Source organism: Paenibacillus sp. Paensp111, from assembly GCF_059492195.1.
This window is the reverse complement of record NZ_CP168527.1, coordinates 1,739,857-1,755,410: the sequence shown is the minus strand read 5'-3', so window position 1 is coordinate 1,755,410 and position 15,554 is coordinate 1,739,857. Positions and strand designations below refer to the sequence as shown.

The 15,554-nt window shown below is 46.9% G+C and carries 19 protein-coding genes and 1 tRNA gene; 7 read left to right on the top strand and 13 right to left on the bottom strand.

Translation table 11 applies throughout. The features are described from left to right. Positions 1–23: 23 nt before the first annotated feature. From ACEN86_RS08035 to ACEN86_RS08025, 3 genes are all read right to left on the bottom strand, one after another. On the bottom strand, positions 24–539 hold the full coding sequence (locus tag ACEN86_RS08035) for a shikimate kinase (protein ID WP_495633769.1): 516 nt from the start codon (positions 537–539) through the stop codon (positions 24–26). A gap of 140 nt (positions 540–679) precedes the next feature. Then, the gene (gene gnd / locus ACEN86_RS08030; RefSeq protein WP_495633768.1) at positions 680–2,086 is read right to left on the bottom strand and encodes an NADP-dependent phosphogluconate dehydrogenase; all 1,407 of its coding nucleotides are present in this window, start codon (positions 2,084–2,086) and stop codon (positions 680–682) included. A gap of 174 nt (positions 2,087–2,260) precedes the next feature. Beyond that, positions 2,261–2,857, bottom strand: a complete 597-nt coding sequence (locus ACEN86_RS08025; protein ID WP_495633767.1) for a YkzI domain-containing protein — start codon at positions 2,855–2,857, stop codon at positions 2,261–2,263. 275 nt (positions 2,858–3,132) lie between these two features. Here ACEN86_RS08025 and ACEN86_RS08020 point away from each other — a divergent pair, with 275 nt between their 5' ends. Then, entirely contained in the window at positions 3,133–3,756 is a 624-nt protein-coding gene (locus ACEN86_RS08020; RefSeq protein WP_495633766.1) for a DUF1054 domain-containing protein, read from the top strand. A gap of 74 nt (positions 3,757–3,830) precedes the next feature. Here ACEN86_RS08020 and ACEN86_RS08015 read toward each other — a convergent pair whose 3' ends face one another. After that, on the bottom strand, positions 3,831–5,117 hold the full coding sequence (locus ACEN86_RS08015; RefSeq protein ID WP_495633765.1) for an MFS transporter: 1,287 nt from the start codon (positions 5,115–5,117) through the stop codon (positions 3,831–3,833). 168 nt (positions 5,118–5,285) lie between these two features. On the opposite strand from ACEN86_RS08015, the gene ACEN86_RS08010 reads away from it, so the two are divergent. Then, positions 5,286–6,758, top strand: coding sequence for an aminotransferase class I/II-fold pyridoxal phosphate-dependent enzyme (locus tag ACEN86_RS08010; protein ID WP_495633764.1), 1,473 nt, complete (start codon positions 5,286–5,288; stop codon positions 6,756–6,758). 132 nt (positions 6,759–6,890) lie between these two features. On the opposite strand, the gene ACEN86_RS08005 is transcribed toward ACEN86_RS08010, so the two are convergent. Together ACEN86_RS08005 and ACEN86_RS08000 are read right to left on the bottom strand one after the other, a co-directional pair. Beyond that, positions 6,891–7,214, bottom strand: coding sequence for a DUF1292 domain-containing protein (locus ACEN86_RS08005; RefSeq protein WP_495633763.1), 324 nt, complete (start codon positions 7,212–7,214; stop codon positions 6,891–6,893). 102 nt (positions 7,215–7,316) lie between these two features. Then, positions 7,317–7,874 (bottom strand): stalk domain-containing protein, encoded by a 558-nt coding sequence (locus ACEN86_RS08000; RefSeq protein ID WP_495633762.1) that lies wholly within the window; start codon positions 7,872–7,874, stop codon positions 7,317–7,319. 142 nt (positions 7,875–8,016) lie between these two features. Between ACEN86_RS08000 and ACEN86_RS07995 the strand changes: the two genes are divergently transcribed. Further along, the gene (locus tag ACEN86_RS07995) at positions 8,017–8,751 is read left to right on the top strand and encodes an MBL fold metallo-hydrolase (RefSeq protein ID WP_495633761.1); all 735 of its coding nucleotides are present in this window, start codon (positions 8,017–8,019) and stop codon (positions 8,749–8,751) included. 126 nt (positions 8,752–8,877) lie between these two features. Here ACEN86_RS07995 and ACEN86_RS07990 read toward each other — a convergent pair whose 3' ends face one another. The 3 genes from ACEN86_RS07990 to ACEN86_RS07980 form a co-directional block, all read right to left on the bottom strand. Beyond that, positions 8,878–9,117: a DUF3892 domain-containing protein gene (locus ACEN86_RS07990; protein ID WP_495633760.1), complete on the bottom strand. Its 240-nt coding sequence runs from the start codon at positions 9,115–9,117 to the stop codon at positions 8,878–8,880. 72 nt (positions 9,118–9,189) lie between these two features. Then, complete coding sequence (locus ACEN86_RS07985; protein WP_495633759.1) at positions 9,190–9,633, bottom strand: GNAT family N-acetyltransferase; 444 nt, start codon at positions 9,631–9,633, stop codon at positions 9,190–9,192. Between the two features lie 78 nt (positions 9,634–9,711). Then, complete coding sequence (locus ACEN86_RS07980) at positions 9,712–9,942, bottom strand: hypothetical protein (protein ID WP_495633758.1); 231 nt, start codon at positions 9,940–9,942, stop codon at positions 9,712–9,714. Positions 9,943–10,067: 125 nt separating this feature from the next. Here ACEN86_RS07980 and ACEN86_RS07975 point away from each other — a divergent pair. Beyond that, positions 10,068–10,140, top strand: a tRNA-Val gene (locus ACEN86_RS07975). Positions 10,141–10,761: 621 nt separating this feature from the next. Further along, complete coding sequence (locus ACEN86_RS07970) at positions 10,762–10,980, top strand: hypothetical protein (RefSeq protein WP_127197996.1); 219 nt, start codon at positions 10,762–10,764, stop codon at positions 10,978–10,980. Between the two features lie 165 nt (positions 10,981–11,145). Here the strand turns inward: ACEN86_RS07970 and ACEN86_RS07965 are convergent, their stop codons facing one another. The 4 genes from ACEN86_RS07965 to ACEN86_RS07950 are packed head-to-tail and all read right to left on the bottom strand — an operon-like array spanning position 11,146 to position 14,454. After that, on the bottom strand, positions 11,146–11,589 hold the full coding sequence (locus tag ACEN86_RS07965; RefSeq protein ID WP_495633757.1) for a hypothetical protein: 444 nt from the start codon (positions 11,587–11,589) through the stop codon (positions 11,146–11,148). Positions 11,590–11,606: 17 nt separating this feature from the next. Next, complete coding sequence (locus ACEN86_RS07960; protein WP_495633756.1) at positions 11,607–12,131, bottom strand: NAD(P)H-dependent oxidoreductase; 525 nt, start codon at positions 12,129–12,131, stop codon at positions 11,607–11,609. A gap of 4 nt (positions 12,132–12,135) precedes the next feature. Further along, complete coding sequence (locus ACEN86_RS07955; RefSeq protein WP_495633755.1) at positions 12,136–13,770, bottom strand: DHA2 family efflux MFS transporter permease subunit; 1,635 nt, start codon at positions 13,768–13,770, stop codon at positions 12,136–12,138. A 45-nt stretch (positions 13,771–13,815) separates the two neighbouring features. Continuing rightward, positions 13,816–14,454: an HlyD family secretion protein gene (locus tag ACEN86_RS07950; RefSeq protein ID WP_127198000.1), complete on the bottom strand. Its 639-nt coding sequence runs from the start codon at positions 14,452–14,454 to the stop codon at positions 13,816–13,818. A 178-nt stretch (positions 14,455–14,632) separates the two neighbouring features. Here ACEN86_RS07950 and ACEN86_RS07945 point away from each other — a divergent pair, with 178 nt between their 5' ends. Together ACEN86_RS07945 and ACEN86_RS07940 are read left to right on the top strand one after the other, a co-directional pair. Next, entirely contained in the window at positions 14,633–15,112 is a 480-nt protein-coding gene (locus ACEN86_RS07945) for a MarR family winged helix-turn-helix transcriptional regulator (RefSeq protein ID WP_495633754.1), read from the top strand. Between the two features lie 184 nt (positions 15,113–15,296). Further along, positions 15,297–15,518 carry a hypothetical protein gene (locus tag ACEN86_RS07940; protein ID WP_495633753.1) on the top strand — a complete coding sequence of 74 codons (222 nt, stop codon included), beginning with the start codon at positions 15,297–15,299 and terminating at the stop codon, positions 15,516–15,518. Positions 15,519–15,554 lie beyond the last annotated feature (36 nt).

Here is a 15,554-nt window from a genome sequence, read left to right as displayed (position 1 = left end):
GCATCAAATTCATGGAACGAAGCTTAGACGCGGTAATGCATTAAAATCTCCGAAGCTACGTCAGCTGCCGATTTCCCCGCTGTATCCACTGTACAATGTGCAAAATCATACGCACCTCTTCGCTCCTCCAGAAGACGAGTTACCCGTTCACGTACGCCACCGGCTAATAAAGGCCGATTCGGATCGTCCCCTACCCGGCTGATAATGCTCTCTGCATCGGCCTTCAGAGAGACCACCCAGCCATGGGCCGTCATCTCCTTGCAGTTCTCGGCCCGAAGCACACATCCACCGCCTGTAGCCAGAATAACATGCTCCTGCTGAAGAACCTCCCGCAGAACAGCGTTCTCCAGCTCCCGGAAGAAGGCTTCTCCTTTGTCAGCAAAAATCTGGGGGATCGTCATGCCGGCCTTACGCTCGATCTCTAGATCCAGATCGATTAGTTCATGCCCGGTCTCCGCCGCCAGAAGTGCACCTACGGTTGATTTACCTGTGCCCATCATTCCGATTAAAATAATGTTGTCTTTCGGTTCTTTCAACATGTCACCCACTTTATATCTTCCCACTTCAAAACTCTCAAAAAAATAACTTTGTCATATCATAACACATTATTCAGGAAGCAAAAAGACACCCCGTCAGGCAATAAGCCAGACCGGGGTGCCCCTCAGATATTAAGGTTATATTAAAACCACTGATGGTGGAATACGCCTTCTTTGTCCACACGCTTGAAGGTGTGAGCGCCGAAATAATCGCGCTGTGCCTGAAGCAGGTTCGCAGGCAGTCTCTCTGTCCGGTAGCTGTCATAGTAGGACAATGCGGAGGAGAAGCCTGGTACCGGAATCCCGTTAGCAACTGCAGTGGAGATAACTTGACGCCATGCACCCTGATAAGATTCAACAATTTGCTTGAAGTAAGAATCAAGCAGCAGGTTCTTCAGAGCAGGATCACGATCATAAGCATCCTTGATGTTCTGCAGGAATTGGGAACGGATAATGCAGCCGCCGCGGAAGATCATGGCAATGCTTCCGTATTTCAAATCCCAGCCGTATTCGTCAGAAGCTGCACGCATTTGGGCAAAGCCCTGTGCGTAAGAGACAATCTTACTTGCGAACAAAGCTTTACGAACGTTCTCGATAAATTCTTTCTTATCCCCTTCAAATGACTTGGCTGGTCCGCTGAGGATTTTGCTAGCTGCAACGCGCTCATCTTTCATAGCAGACAAGAACCGGGAGAATACGGATTCCGTGATCATGGACAGCGGCACACCAAGATCCAATGCGCTTTGGCTTGTCCATTTACCTGTACCTTTTTGGCCAGCCGCATCAAGAATCACGTCTACCATAGGCTTGCCCGTCTCTTCATCGTACTGGGAGAAGATATCGGCTGTGATCTCGATCAGATAGCTGTCGAGTTCACCTTTGTTCCATTCTGTGAAAATTTCATGAAGTTCTTTAGCATCAAGGTTCAGGGTATCTTTGAGCAAATGATAAGCTTCACCGATCAGCTGCATGTCACCATACTCAATGCCGTTGTGAACCATCTTCACATAGTGTCCGGCACCGTCTGGTCCAATATATGTACAGCAAGGGTCACCGTTAACTTTGGCAGAAATCGCCGTAAGGATCGGCTTAACCAGTTCATACGCACTTTCTTGTCCACCCGGCATAATCGCAGGTCCGTTCAAAGCGCCTTCTTCACCGCCAGATACGCCTGTACCGATGAAGCGGAAGCCCTTAGCTTCAAGCTCCTTGCTGCGGCGCTGGGTATCCGGGAAGTATGCATTACCTCCATCGATAATGATATCTCCTTGATCCAGGTGAGGGACCAATTGCTCAATCGTTGCATCCGTAGCTGCACCAGCTTGTACCATGATAAGAATTTTGCGTGGTGTTTCCAAAGATTCTACGAACTCTTCAATTGAGAAAGTGCCGAATAGATTTTTGCCCTTGGCTTCATTCTCGAGCAGCTCGTGAGTCTTCTGGGGGGAACGGTTAAATACAGATACAGTAAAGCCTCTGCTCTCAATATTCAGTGCCAAATTCTTACCCATCACCGCAAGACCGATGACGCCTATCTGTTGTTTTGACATCAGGTTCTCCATCCTTTGCAGACTATATTTTATGACAATAATATCATTTTAATGCTTTTGTGGAAAGAAGTGAACCCCCGGTTGCTTTAATGTGTCAAAGCAGCAGCCGCATAAAGCACCTCAAATCGTATGTTTTGAGGTGCTTCGGTCATTTCGTATTTATTTTACTCCTGATCACCATTCAAGCTCCATCAGGCCCCGGCGGAGTTTCTTCAGCTTTTCTTTACTGGTATCGGCAGCCTTCTCATCCCCGGACTTCATGGCTTCATAGAGCCGTTCGAGCTCTACGTCCACTTCACCCTGAAGACTTTCGATCTCATGCTCAGCGGATTGTGAATTATACATATACGTCATCTTCTCAAAGCTTGGATCGACACCCTTCTGGTACAGCACCCGCTGCTCAACCCCGGATACCTCAACAAGACGAATCACTTCGCCGAACAAAATATTTTCGATCAAAATCTGACGATCCTTGAATCGCTTGACCACCGCATGCCCCCGCAGATCGCCGATTAATTTCTCGAGCCATTCTGCAAGCTTGGCGTCCTTAATGATATAATCTCCTACCAGCTTGTAGCTTTGGTGTACCCGCTGGAAACGAAGCTTGGTCAGCTTGCGGCCTGTTCGGACGGAGACAATAAAGATGGAATCACTTTCACTCCAATACAGTGAATAGCCATCCTGAATCAAATCGCGGATCAACTGCTGAATATGAACACGTTCAAAACGTAGTTCGAGATTGCAATATTCTACTTCGTAACTTTTGTTCATGGGACTCCCTCCTTCAAGTTTTGCTAAGCAAAACTGCTCCGAATGCATAGACTCTGCAGGGCATGAAACGCTTGAAATTACAATCGTCCTGGTTACAGTTTACATTATCTTATACTTCATCTTATGTAACGGTAACTTGGATTATTTGATTATTTTTACCCGCAAAGCTTAAGGAGTGACGCATGTACGGCAGGATTTTGATATAATCAAGCTGCTGCACATTTTACAGACTGTATTGTGAGCACAAATCCATACATAATCAGGGGGCACCGCTCATGACGTTTACCGGCTTCACCAACCAAGATTTCGATGTCTTCACCGTTCCGGGACTGGAACCGCGTATGGAGACTTTAATTAAAGTTCTAAGACCTAAATTGGATGAGCTGGGCGGACTGTTAAGCCCTTACCTGTCAGCACTATGCGGAGAAGAGATGTTCCCACATGTGGCCAAGCATGCGCGGAGAACGATCAATCCGCCACATGACAGCTGGGTAGCTTGGGGAAGCAGCAAGCGCGGCTATAAGGCACTTCCGCATTTCCAGGTAGGGATGTTCGCTTCGCATCTGTTCATTATTTTTGCCGTCATATACGAAAGCCCCAATAAGCTCATTCTCGCCAAATATCTGGAAAAACACGCCTCCAGCGTGAAAAAAAATGTTCCGGGTGAATTCTACTGGTCGATGGATCACATGGATCCGGGTGGTAAGCTTCATCAAGATCTGACTGCCAGCGACTTCAAGGCCATGGCAGCAAAGCTCGGCTCAGTCAAGAAATCTGAAATCTTATGCGGTCTTCGGATAGATAAGGGCGACCCGATTCTCCTTGACGGGGACAAGCTGATCGCGAAGGTGGAGGATACATTCGAGAAGCTCCTTCCCCTGTACAAAGCATCTTTCTAGGATCCATTTACACGAACAAATAGGGGATGTCCCAAATGGTCTGTTGACCTGGGACATCCCCTTTTTAAGCTCAATCAGGATTGCTTCGTCTCCAGCTGATTGTAGGCATGCTGGCGAGACAAGGCTAGGTGAAGAATGAACATGATGCCCATAACGATCGCACTCGCCATAAAGGGAGAGCCGGGACCGAATAAATCCCACAGCTTCCCGGATACCATCGGGCCAAATACCATTCCAGAGCCTTGAATCGTTAGGAACAATCCCCAGATCGCCCCCTTCTCACCAGACGGAAGCATGTGAGAGATCATGGTATCCCAAGTTGGCAGGATGAAGGCATAGCTTATCCCAATCATGGCTACAAGGACCCACAGCAGGGGGATGGAGCGGTTAATGGCGAACAATCCGATCGACACTGCGGCAAGCAGGAACCCGATATGCAGAAACCACTTTGTCCCGTGACGGTCAGCGAGCTTGCCGATCGGAATGAGACCTATGACTGTAATCCCTCCCCCAACCACCATAAGCGCGCTGTAGCTAGCCGGGGTTAAATGAAGCACCGTTCGAACATACAGCGTAATGACAGGCGTCAGAAGTCCTATAGCAAAAGATTGCAGGAATAAAGCGGGATACAGCATCCAGCTTACATTCAGGTTCTTCTTAATCTCGGCAATCGTTCTGCGAAGATTACCGCCTAGCTGCCTGACTCCGCCTGCCATAAGCTTGCTCTCCCCCTCATGATGAAGCACATGGGGATCAGCCAGCTTGGCTTTATTTTTACCCGGTAGCAGGAAGGATACGGCCAGCACAAGCGCCATACAGCCCAGAAGAATCCAGAATACTTTATGGTAAGAGCCGTCGCCAATAAAGAAATTAATAACAATCGGGCCAGCCCCGGCGCCACCGAGACTGGACATTTGTATAATCCCCATGGCGGTAGCAAAGTTGTTGTTCTCCCCGCTGACCGCCGACACGCCCATCATGATGCAAGGCCAAAGAGGTGCGGTTCCCATTCCAAGCAGAGCACAAGCCAGAACGATTAGAGCCGTATTCGAAGTAAATGCGATAATGCCTACTGCAATAAAAGTTAATGAAAGACCAATAGCCATGGTCATTCTGAATCCAATCCGTTCGATCAGCCAGCCCGAAGGACTCCGGAACAGATTATCTCCAATATACTGCATGGAAATAGATAAACCGATCGCAAAGGTGGTCAAATGCAGAATATCCCCCATATATACGGGCAGAATCGTGACAAGAAGAGCCCCTTTAACAAATTCAACCAGAAACATAATGATCCATAAATAAATAAAAACCGGAGTAATCAGCCTTTTAGAAACTCCTTTTGGTTTTGTAAGTTCCATACTTACCTCCTTGTCCTACCTTCCGATACATCGGCTCTCTATCTATTTTGTCCCATTTAGATCCAAATTTACACGGACCCTTCTTCAATCGAGGCTTGCATTCCCGCCCCTATTTGCTATACTCAAGCTTGTTTATATATTACACAAGAAAGGCAGTGACGGCTCAACATGGATCATAACCGTACGCCGCTTTTTACGGCTTTGAAGCAACATGCGGCTAGCAATCCCGTCCAGTTCCATATCCCCGGTCATAAAAAAGGGGCAGGAGTGGACCCTGAATTCCGTGATTTTATTGGCGATAATGCGTTCTCTATAGATCTTATCAACATTGCGCCACTCGACGATCTACATCAACCAACCGGGGTTATCGAGGAAGCCCAGAAGCTGGCGGCCGATGCCTTTGGCGCAGACTATACTTATTTCTCCGTACAAGGGACAAGCGGTGCAATCATGACGATGATCATGTCCATCTGCTCCCCTGGCGACAAGATCATCGTTCCGCGCAACATTCACAAATCGGTGATGTCAGCGATAATTTTCGCTGGAGCGAAGCCTGTATTCGTATCCCCTGCGCAAGACGAGAATTTGGGGATCAGCCATGGGATAACCACTTCTTCAGTTCGCAGAGCCCTTAAGCGTCATCCGGATGCAAAAGCGGTTCTTGTCATCAACCCTACTTATTTCGGAATAAGTGCACATCTGGAGGAAATCGTAGAGCTGGCTCATAGCTTCCATGTGCCTGTGCTTGTCGATGAAGCCCATGGGGTTCACATTCATTTCCATGATGAGCTTCCGATCTCCGCCATGGCGGCCGGTGCCGATATGGCCGCAACCAGCGTGCACAAGCTGGGAGGCTCCATGACCCAAAGCTCCGTTCTGAATCTGAACGTGAAGAACGGCTATGTGAATCCTCAGCGGGTACAGACAATCATCAGTATGCTGACGACGACCTCAACCTCTTACATCCTTCTTGCGTCCCTGGATACGGCACGGCGGAACCTGATGCTGAACGGGAGACAGATGATTGAGGAGACACTAAAGCTGGCGGATTATGCCAGAACAGAAGTGAACAAGATCGACGGACTCTACTGCTTCGGCAAAGAGATTCTTGGCGGTGAAGCAACCTTCGCTCATGATCCTACCAAGATAACCATTCATGTTAGACACCTCGGAATCACGGGATATGAGACGGAGAATTGGCTTCGTGAGCATTACAACATTGAAGTCGAACTAAGTGATATGTATAACATTCTGTGTTTCATCACTCCAGGTGATACGCAGGAAACTGTAGATACTCTTCTTGTGGCACTTCGTGAGCTGGCGGCCGAATATTCGGTGAACACAGCCAATGAACTGGTTGTAAAAACACCTGAGATCCCTCAGCTCTCTCTGATTCCCCGCGACGCCTTCTACGCGGATACCGAGGTCATTCCTTTCAAAGAATCGGCAGGGCGAATTATTGCGGAATTCATCTATGTCTACCCGCCGGGTATCCCGATCCTGCTTCCAGGAGAGGTTATCTCGCAGGAGAACATTGATTACATTGTGGATCACGTTGATGTCGGACTTCCTGTTAAAGGTCCGGAAGATCGCAGTATCCACCAAGTTAAGGTTATTGTTGAAGCAGATCCCATATTTTAGGTACATTAAGAGGATAACGTGCAGGCCAGACGATTTCAAGTTTGGCCTTTTTTTGTATATTTTTAGTAAAGTGATTCTGCTGAATATCAAAAAAGCCCCCAGTAGGGGGCTTTCGGCTTACAACAATATAAATTAAGCTTCTTCCTGTGCGGAGACAATTTCGTTGTAAGCTTCTTCAACTAGACGCCATTCTTCTTCGTCTTCGATATTGTAGAGCACCATTTTGTCGTCTTCTTCTTCTAGACGGAGAATAATGCCATCAGCTTCCGGATTATTACGTTCAAGCAGAAGAGCATAGACCTTCTCACTAACATCGAAGGTTTCAACCAGAACCATTTCCACATCCTGGCCATTCTCGTCTGTCAACGTGAGCACGAACTCCTCATGTTCATGATCGTGGTCGTGATCGTGTCCGCAGCCGCAAGCTTCGTCATGCTCATGTTTGTGATCGCTCATTGATATACCTCACTTCGGGTTAATTTGTTAATTACTGTCGCATACTCTCGTATCGTAACATTTCCAGACATAGAGGTCAATTTTGGATATGCTCCTTAAAGCCTAGTTACCGATTGCATTTATGACCTTCTCACTAACCAGATCATAGTCCTTACTCTTGCTCGGCTTCAGATAAAAGCCTATCGTATATTTACCGGCAGTCTTGAAATCATAAGTATAGTCATTGGTCCTGAACCAGAAGTTATCTTTCTGTTCTCTACCCAGATCCTGGGATTGAATCGATCTCTCGGAACCATCAGGTCCCTTAATCGTGACCTTAACCGAGCTGATATCCATCTTCAGGCTGTCCACTTGGCAAAAGACATTGAATTTAAGCTTACCGACACTAACCTTCCCAAAAGGAGTATCCCCTTTGAACAAAAAGAGGTCTACGTTCGGCTGAGAGAAGGTCACTCGTTTGGTCGCATCATCATAATCAACCAGACCATTCAATTCACGTACCGGCACATAGGCTCTCCCGTCTGCCATATACCCGCCATCATCTATTTCCTGACCATTAATGATTAATCGAATCTTCTGTACAGCCGCATCGGCATAAATCAATGAACTGCTCAAGAGGGAAAATGCCATGACAAGCGCAGCTACTCTCTTCCACTTCATCCTAAATACCCTCCTTATTATCTCGTTGTATATGTTTATACTTCAAAGTTGCAATCAAGTTGCGGTGCTGAAAATTGTATTTTGTCCGACCAGGTATAGACATGATAAAGTATGAAAGAGATAAGGAAAAAGGAGTGAGCCTATGAGTCTGCGAATACAAATGCTTGGCACCGGAGGAGCCTTTGCCAAGAAATATTTCAACAACAATGCACTGCTGTATACCCATCACCAGACGCTGCTTATAGATTGTGGAGTAACGGCACCCATTTCTTTATATCAGCTCGGCAAGACGTGGGCAGACATCAACGCCGTGTTGATTACCCATATTCATGCGGATCACGTAGGCGGCCTGGAAGAGTTCGCCTTCCAAATGAAATATGTCTATCAGCGGAAGCCGGTTCTCTACATTGCCGAGGATCTCGTTCAGCCTCTGTGGGAGCATACACTAAAGGGAGGACTCGCTCAGGACGGAATTGAGCGAATAGAGGATGCCTTTGAGGTGAGAGTGCTGCGGGAAGGCCAAGTGACAAGCATAGATGATTCTCTTCAAGTCGAGATTATCCGGACACCCCATATTGAAGGCAAGAAAAGTTATTCACTCTACCTGAATGGGGAATTTTTCTATAGTGCCGATATGAAGTTTCAACCGGAATTGCTGAAGAAGCTGATCTCGGAACGAGGCTGCCGCAAAATTTATCACGAAGTGCAGCTGACAGGTGAAGGCTTTGTTCATACCACATTGGATGAACTTCTATCTCTGCCGCCAGCAACCCGCTCCCTCATCAGTCTCATGCACTATGGGGATGAAATGGAACAGTTCCAAGGCAAGACAGCGGAAATGGGGTTCCTCCGCCAGCATGAGGTTTATGATCTTTGATTAGAATGAAGCTTTGTCGTGAGTGACGGCTTCACAGTAAGTGAGGCTAATAAGAAAAAGTGTCTGCGCTAAAAACACCAAGAGGCCGTCCTAGATAGGATGGCCTCTTGATTTAGCATTTGCGGTCTATTCAAATGTAGGCAGCGCATCCAGATTGTTGGTCGGATCTCCATCCGCGTCGCCCCGCAGATAAGTCTCCCCATCTCTGCCCTTAAAGGCATTGACGCCGGCAATTGAGCCTGCTTGTACTTCCTTCAGCGCTTCCTCATAGGAGAGGATGCGTCCGGTCGAGGTTTTGAATGCAGCTAGATCCCCATCGCCATTCTTCTGAACCGCTACGAACACTTCCCGGTTGGTCTCTGGCATAGTCAGCTTCCTCCTTAAGGTTCTTCTAATCACTTATATAGAAGGTAGCTTTACCAAAAGCTCAGAGGAATATTACAATTCCTTCTCCATCCGTACATGCAGAATCCCCGCATCATAGAAAGGCTCTTCCGAGACGACCTTATACCCCAGCTTGGTATAGAAGCCTTCAGCCTGGCACTGACCGTCGAGAACAGCTTTCTCAAAGCCCAGATCTCTCGCCATCTGCTCCAGGGCAAGCATCAGAACCCGTCCGATGCCATGGGAACGGAACTCTTGACGGACCGCAACCCGCTGAATCTTGGCAGCATTGTCCTTGTAATACGTTATCCGGCCCGTGGCGGCATATCGTCCATTTAACTCAATCAGAACATGATGGGAGTCGGGACCAATGACATCGAACTCATCTATTTCAAGATCCACTGGAACCTGCTGTTCCTGCACAAATACTTCCTTACGGATATCCAATCCATGATTCAACTGCTCTTCGGTATGTACCGGTATAATGATAGCAGCCAAGACGTCACCTCTTCTAGTATGAAATAATCTCTAGCTGGATCATTATAACAAAAAATCAGGATACAACAAAAATATCTACTACCGCCAGGACTCTAACTGCTCTCCGCCCGGCGAATAGACATCCTCGATAACGGAAGGATTATAGACATCCTCGGTTACAGGCACATCAGGTACCGGAAAAGAGAACAGCTGCCGATCACTCCCGGGTCCTGTCGACTCATCCATGCCGCAGCCGTTCAGAAATGCCAGTGAGCAGATCACCGTTGTGGTGGCAATTGCCATCCTTAAACCTAGCCGAAAATTCTCCATTGTTGTCCAACCTCCAGAAGAAGTAATAATTCCTATTCCTTCCCCTGCAGGTGGAAAACTATACGCTTGTTGTTTGACAATTGCTATCTAACCTGCTATGCTAATATTTATCTAATCCATTTTTTGATCTGCTAGCTCAGCTGGGAGAGCACCATCTTGACAGGGTGGGGGTCAGTGGTTCGAGCCCACTGCAGATCATACTTGAAGAACCCTTACGGCGTAAGGGTTCTTTGCTTTCTACTCAACTTCATTTCTATCAGAATAACCCAAAACTCACCCCAAACTCTCCTAGCTTGGACAGCGAAATAAGATTATGATCTTTCAGTCCAGACGTGCTGAGCGTTCAAACCCCATCAATTTCCTTCTATTTATCGGGTGCAATCCATTCTCCGATTTTAAATACCTTGTTCCCTGAGCGAAAACGGCTTTGTGCTTCTTAACTAAAGACAAACGTCACTTCTTTTACATATGTAGGATAACGTCCGTGATCGTATTCAAAATAATTCCATATTTTGATCATATCATACGAATCTATCTAATATGATTTATTAGTAACAATAATAGGGTAATATGGAAGTGAAGACATAATTGTTAGGTCCATTGTCGCACACTTATTGTTAAACTGCTCACTTTATGGGGATTGGAACAAATTGGGCAGCAAATGAAGCTTTAAACACAGAGGAAAGGTTCTAAACAGGTCTTGCTTACTGATTAGATAAGCCTAAAGACTCATATTTAGGATTGCTATCAGTAATATAGTCTCTTCGTCCGAAGTAATAGATATAAGCAATTATTCTATGATAAGATGGGGGCTAAATTATGAAAACAAGTGCGGAAATTGATCTTCTTCAACTTAAAATGGCGGTTACTTTGCAGCACGAAGTGGTTGTTAAACTGTTCACTGGAGATATGATGACAGGAATTCCGAAATGGAACAAGAATCCTAAGGGCGTACAGATTAGAACAGTTGAAGGTGCTGTGTGGGTTCTTTTAGAGGAAATTGAACATGTGACAAGAATTATCCCTTTCAAATCATAAATGCTACATAAGTTAAATGAAATATCATACGAATAATCCCACTGGACATTCCAGATGGGGTTATTCTACTTTATAAGGTTTTTCTACATAAGGTCTTTCAACTGTTCCGCTCATATAAAAAGGGGCTCCCTTGGAAGCCCCTCAAAATATACACTATATGTTTGGTTACTTTTCCTTCGGCTGATCCTTGAAGGACCTCAGCGCCCTGCGATAGGCATCATCGGCCATCTTGTCGCTATCGCCCTGAACCGGAGGAGCTGCAGGAGCAGGCTGATCCTTCAGCCTTCTTAAGGCCTCACGGAATTCCTGATCAGGCGTGTGATGCGGCTGCAACTCAGTTATATGCTCCCTGTTCTTCTGAAACTCTGAGAGCGGAGACTCTACAGCCTGACTTGCTTCGGTTACCTCTAACGGGGCAGCGGGACCTTCAGTGAACTGAGAGGCAGCTACCTCCGACTCCACAGCAGCGGGCTGCTCTAATTTCTCAGCTTCATTTACAGCCGGGACGCGCTCCTCCCTGCTGGAGGCTGACCCGCTTCGAATGTTAATGGAGACCAGGACAGCAATGATCAACAGGGCAATCACTGCACAGGTAATGATGATCGTCATGACATTCCCTCCTCACATTACTTTGCAAAACGGGCAGTCAATCCGGCTACACGCTCACCCAGGGCCATCCCAAGCTGTCTTCCCTGCTCACTGATAACCTCAGTGCTGTCAATCGGGCACGCTACGCCTACCCCATAGTAGGAGCCATATGTTGCATTCTCCGGAATATTACCCGGAAGTCCTGCAATAATCATACCCTGGTGCAGCATAGGCGTAATCAGGTTCAGCAATGTAGCTTCAAGTCCACCATGCTCGGTAGCCGTGGTGCAGAATACCGCACCAATTTTGTTAATCAACTTGCCTTCTGCCCATAGATAACCTAGCTTGTCGATCCACTGCTTAAGTCCGGAACTAATTGTACCGAAATGACCGGGGGAGCCCCAGATAATCGCATCCATATCAGCAAGAGCGTAGACATCCGCTTCCTCCACGGAACGCAGATGTACGTTAGCTCCCGCTACCCGCGCAGCACCATCTGCAATGGCCTGGGCAAGAGCCTGGGTATGTCCGCCTTCCGAATCATACACGATATAAATGTTCATTCCATTATACTCCCCTTTCCGTTACAAGCGTCTCTTTCGGAGCTGGCAGCATTAACGTTTCCTTACGTTCTTTCTTGGCCAGACGATCTTTATCTTTTCTAACATCCCTAAGGAAGAAGCTCAGAACCAGTCCGGCTACAGAGATCATGGTCGCCCAGAAGAAGGCATCATTAATCCCTTGAACTGTCGCTTCCATTTTGACATGGCCTGCAAGCATCGTAACCGCTTGGGTCTTGGCCTGGGCAAGTGGAATATGCAGCTCGGTTGCAATCTTGTTCACAAGCTCACCAAAGGACTGCATGAAGGTTGGATTCGTTGTATCCATCCGGTCCGCATAAGCTGCTCCATGAAAGGTGGTACGAGTAGTAAAGATGGTTGTAATTACACTTGTGCCGATCGATCCGCTCACTTGGCGAAGTGTATTAGACATGGCCGTACCATGCTTGTTCAAATCCCTTGGCAGCTGGTTCATCCCCGCTGTCATGATCGGCATCATCAGGAAGGACATCCCGAAATATCGAACCATGTAGATGATCAAAATATAACTATAAGAGGTATCCAGCGTCAGCTTAGTTAACTGATACGTGGTTATCGTCGTAATGACCATACCAATGATGGCCAAAGGCCGCGGGCCGACTTTGTCGAACAGAATACCCGAAATCGGGGACATGATCAGCATGACAAGTGCACCTGGAAGCATAAGCAGACCCGAATCGAGCGGGGTAATTCCGCGCAGGTTCTGAAGATAGATCGGGATAAGAAGCATCCCCGCATACATACTCGCCGTTACGAAAATGTTAATAACATTCGATAATGAGAAGATTCCAAATCGGAACACACCCATATTGAGCAGGGGATTCCGGGTACGCATTTCCCAGATGACGAAGAAAGCCACCAGGATGGTACCAATAATGATGCACGTCATGACCTCGGTGTCGCCCCATCCTTTGGTTCCGGCTTCGCTAAGCCCATAGAGCAGCAGACCTACACCTGCGAGAGAGGATAAAGTGCCCATGAAGTCTAGCTTAATGAGCTTCGGCTGTTCAATATTGCGCATCTTGAAGAAAGCAATAATCATGACAATAACTCCAAATGGGATCATCCCAGAGAAGAGAATGTGCCAATCATAATTTTGCACAACCCAACCGGACAATGTCGGGCCGATTGCAGGGGCGAACATCATGGCCAGGCCAAAGATGCCCATACCTTTTCCCCGCATTTCAGGAGGGAAAATGAACAAGATAACACTCATAACAAGCGGTGAAAGCACACCGCCTCCTACTGCCTGAATTAACCGGCCAATTAGAAGTACCGAGAAGCTGCCCGCAACCCCGCATATTAACGCTCCAAGGGTGAAACAGAACATGGCGGCCAGGAATAGCACGCGTACCCCGAACCTTTCAATCAGGAAAGCGGACAGCGGAATCAGCACCCCATTCACGAGCATATACCCCGTAAGCAGCCACTGGGCTGTATTCGTTGTAATGCCATATTCGTTCGTGATATGTGGGAGTGCCACATTGAGCAAAGTTTGGTTCAATATTGCCAGAAACAGACCGACCATAAGGACGATCAGCAGCGGGAGATGCTGTCTGAATCCGCTGCTGGCTGGTTTGTCTATTTGTTGATTGGTGGCCATCGTCAATCTCCTTTCTGCAGATCAATTACCTCTGCGAATGGTTCCCTATTTCTTAGTAATGACGATCTCCGCGTTCATCCCAGGCAGTACATTTTTGGAATAGTTACTGATCGACACTTTGATTTGAACTTTTTGCGTTACCTTAGTATAGCTTCCACTTGTATTGCTTGTCGGCATTAGCGAGAATACCGAGTTGGTGGCATAGCCGATTTGTTCCACGCTGCCCTGGATTGTTGTTCCCGGGTCACCGTCAACTACCACATCCACCTTGGAGCCAACATCGATGTCCTTAATCTGGTCTTCATCCACATTAGCCACTACGTACAAATTCTTCATATCTACAATTTGGCCAAGCGGCGTTCCTGCCTGAACCAGTTCACCATTCTTAGCTTGGTTCTTGATCAATGTGCCGGCCATAGGTGCCGTAACATTCACATTGGTAGTTCCATTACCTACTTGTCCCAGAGTTGCCTTCTCACTCAGTACAGCGCCCTCTTTCTGATTCCAGCCAGAGATCACACCTGCAGCCGGAGCAGATACCGGAACGATGTCCGCAGCTACCCTTGCATCCTCGGTTTTGATATAAGTGACGCTCTGGTAATAATAATAAGCCCCACCCATGATCAATGCCGCAAGGACAACGATACCAATAATATTTGTTAAAATAAGACGACCTTTCATAATTCTCTCGAACTCCCTCCAGAAATTGTGTATAATTACTTTACAATAAAGTAATTTGGAAATAAAGATAATTTATCATAAAATATTTGAATATACAATCCTTATTTTCAAAAAGTATTGAAACATCACACAAGTTGTTACGTAATGAATGTAGACAGATAAACAGGGGGATTTTATAACTATGGAAATTGAGGAGAACGCGATATCTGAAGTTGAAAGCATGGAGCACTTCATGGAGACGATCTTTCGATATAGAAATAAGCTCTACGACCAGCAGTATAAGAAGCGGGATGACAAACTGAACCATACCAAAGCGCGGATGCTGATGATCATTTATCGGGAAGAACGGTCGATGGTAGTGAACATCTCCAGACAGCTTAATTTGTCCTCGGGTGCAACTACAATTATGCTGAATCAACTCGAAACGGAAGGGTACGTCATCCGGGTTAGGAGCATGGACGATCGCCGAATTGTCTGGCTCTCATTAAGCGAAGAAGGCAAATGCCTGGCTGAGAAGATCATTAACTTCCGCTATAAGTACGCGGCTGACCTGCTCGGGGTGCTTACCGTCGAAGAACGGGCTGAATTCATCACAATCCTGAAGAAAATCGAGCACCGAATTGAAGAACGACTGACAGAGGATTCCAATCCGTCCTCCTGATTCCTATAAAGTCCCTGGGCCCAGGGACTTTTTTGAGTTATGCCCAGCCAGGGCTTTAGAAATCAAGCCCCTTTACTCTTCACCAGTGCGATTCAATTGATATCATGACGGGTTATCCTTACATATACCGGGAAATTCGGTGACATTCTATAGCTGATAAGAGAAAAGGAGATGACACTGGGCTATGAGTACATCTGATGAGAAAAGAAAACCTGGATTTGAAGAGGTGCCTGATGTAGATCCCAATCGTCCGGCTTCTACAGACAAGCTGGAGGATGTGGTCGGCGCCATCATGGACAACATAGAGGGTGACGAAGCGGGTAAGAATCCGAAGAACAACCCCCAAAACAATTCTCAAAGCAGCTCTAAGAAGAACAGCACAGGTGATGACACTCAGCTGGTGTAATCCGATCCTAGCTGCAAGAAGAAGAGCCCTGAATTC

Bases quoted from the DNA above. Each gene is read 5' to 3' on its own strand.
- ACEN86_RS08035 (WP_495633769.1), bottom strand. From the start codon at position 539: ATGTTGAAAGAACCGAAAGACAACATTATTTTAATCGGAATGATGGGC.
- gnd (WP_495633768.1), bottom strand. From the start codon at position 2,086: ATGTCAAAACAACAGATAGGCGTCATCGGTCTTGCGGTGATGGGTAAG.
- ACEN86_RS08025 (WP_495633767.1), bottom strand. From the start codon at position 2,857: ATGAACAAAAGTTACGAAGTAGAATATTGCAATCTCGAACTACGTTTT.
- ACEN86_RS08020 (WP_495633766.1), top strand. From the start codon at position 3,133: ATGACGTTTACCGGCTTCACCAACCAAGATTTCGATGTCTTCACCGTT.
- ACEN86_RS08015 (WP_495633765.1), bottom strand. From the start codon at position 5,117: ATGGAACTTACAAAACCAAAAGGAGTTTCTAAAAGGCTGATTACTCCG.
- ACEN86_RS08010 (WP_495633764.1), top strand. From the start codon at position 5,286: ATGGATCATAACCGTACGCCGCTTTTTACGGCTTTGAAGCAACATGCG.
- ACEN86_RS08005 (WP_495633763.1), bottom strand. From the start codon at position 7,214: ATGAGCGATCACAAACATGAGCATGACGAAGCTTGCGGCTGCGGACAC.
- ACEN86_RS08000 (WP_495633762.1), bottom strand. From the start codon at position 7,874: ATGAAGTGGAAGAGAGTAGCTGCGCTTGTCATGGCATTTTCCCTCTTG.
- ACEN86_RS07995 (WP_495633761.1), top strand. From the start codon at position 8,017: ATGAGTCTGCGAATACAAATGCTTGGCACCGGAGGAGCCTTTGCCAAG.
- ACEN86_RS07990 (WP_495633760.1), bottom strand. From the start codon at position 9,117: ATGCCAGAGACCAACCGGGAAGTGTTCGTAGCGGTTCAGAAGAATGGC.
- ACEN86_RS07980 (WP_495633758.1), bottom strand. From the start codon at position 9,942: ATGGAGAATTTTCGGCTAGGTTTAAGGATGGCAATTGCCACCACAACG.
- ACEN86_RS07970 (WP_127197996.1), top strand. From the start codon at position 10,762: ATGAAAACAAGTGCGGAAATTGATCTTCTTCAACTTAAAATGGCGGTT.
- ACEN86_RS07965 (WP_495633757.1), bottom strand. From the start codon at position 11,589: ATGACGATCATCATTACCTGTGCAGTGATTGCCCTGTTGATCATTGCT.
- ACEN86_RS07960 (WP_495633756.1), bottom strand. From the start codon at position 12,131: ATGAACATTTATATCGTGTATGATTCGGAAGGCGGACATACCCAGGCT.
- ACEN86_RS07955 (WP_495633755.1), bottom strand. From the start codon at position 13,770: ATGGCCACCAATCAACAAATAGACAAACCAGCCAGCAGCGGATTCAGA.
- ACEN86_RS07945 (WP_495633754.1), top strand. From the start codon at position 14,633: ATGGAAATTGAGGAGAACGCGATATCTGAAGTTGAAAGCATGGAGCAC.
- ACEN86_RS07940 (WP_495633753.1), top strand. From the start codon at position 15,297: ATGAGTACATCTGATGAGAAAAGAAAACCTGGATTTGAAGAGGTGCCT.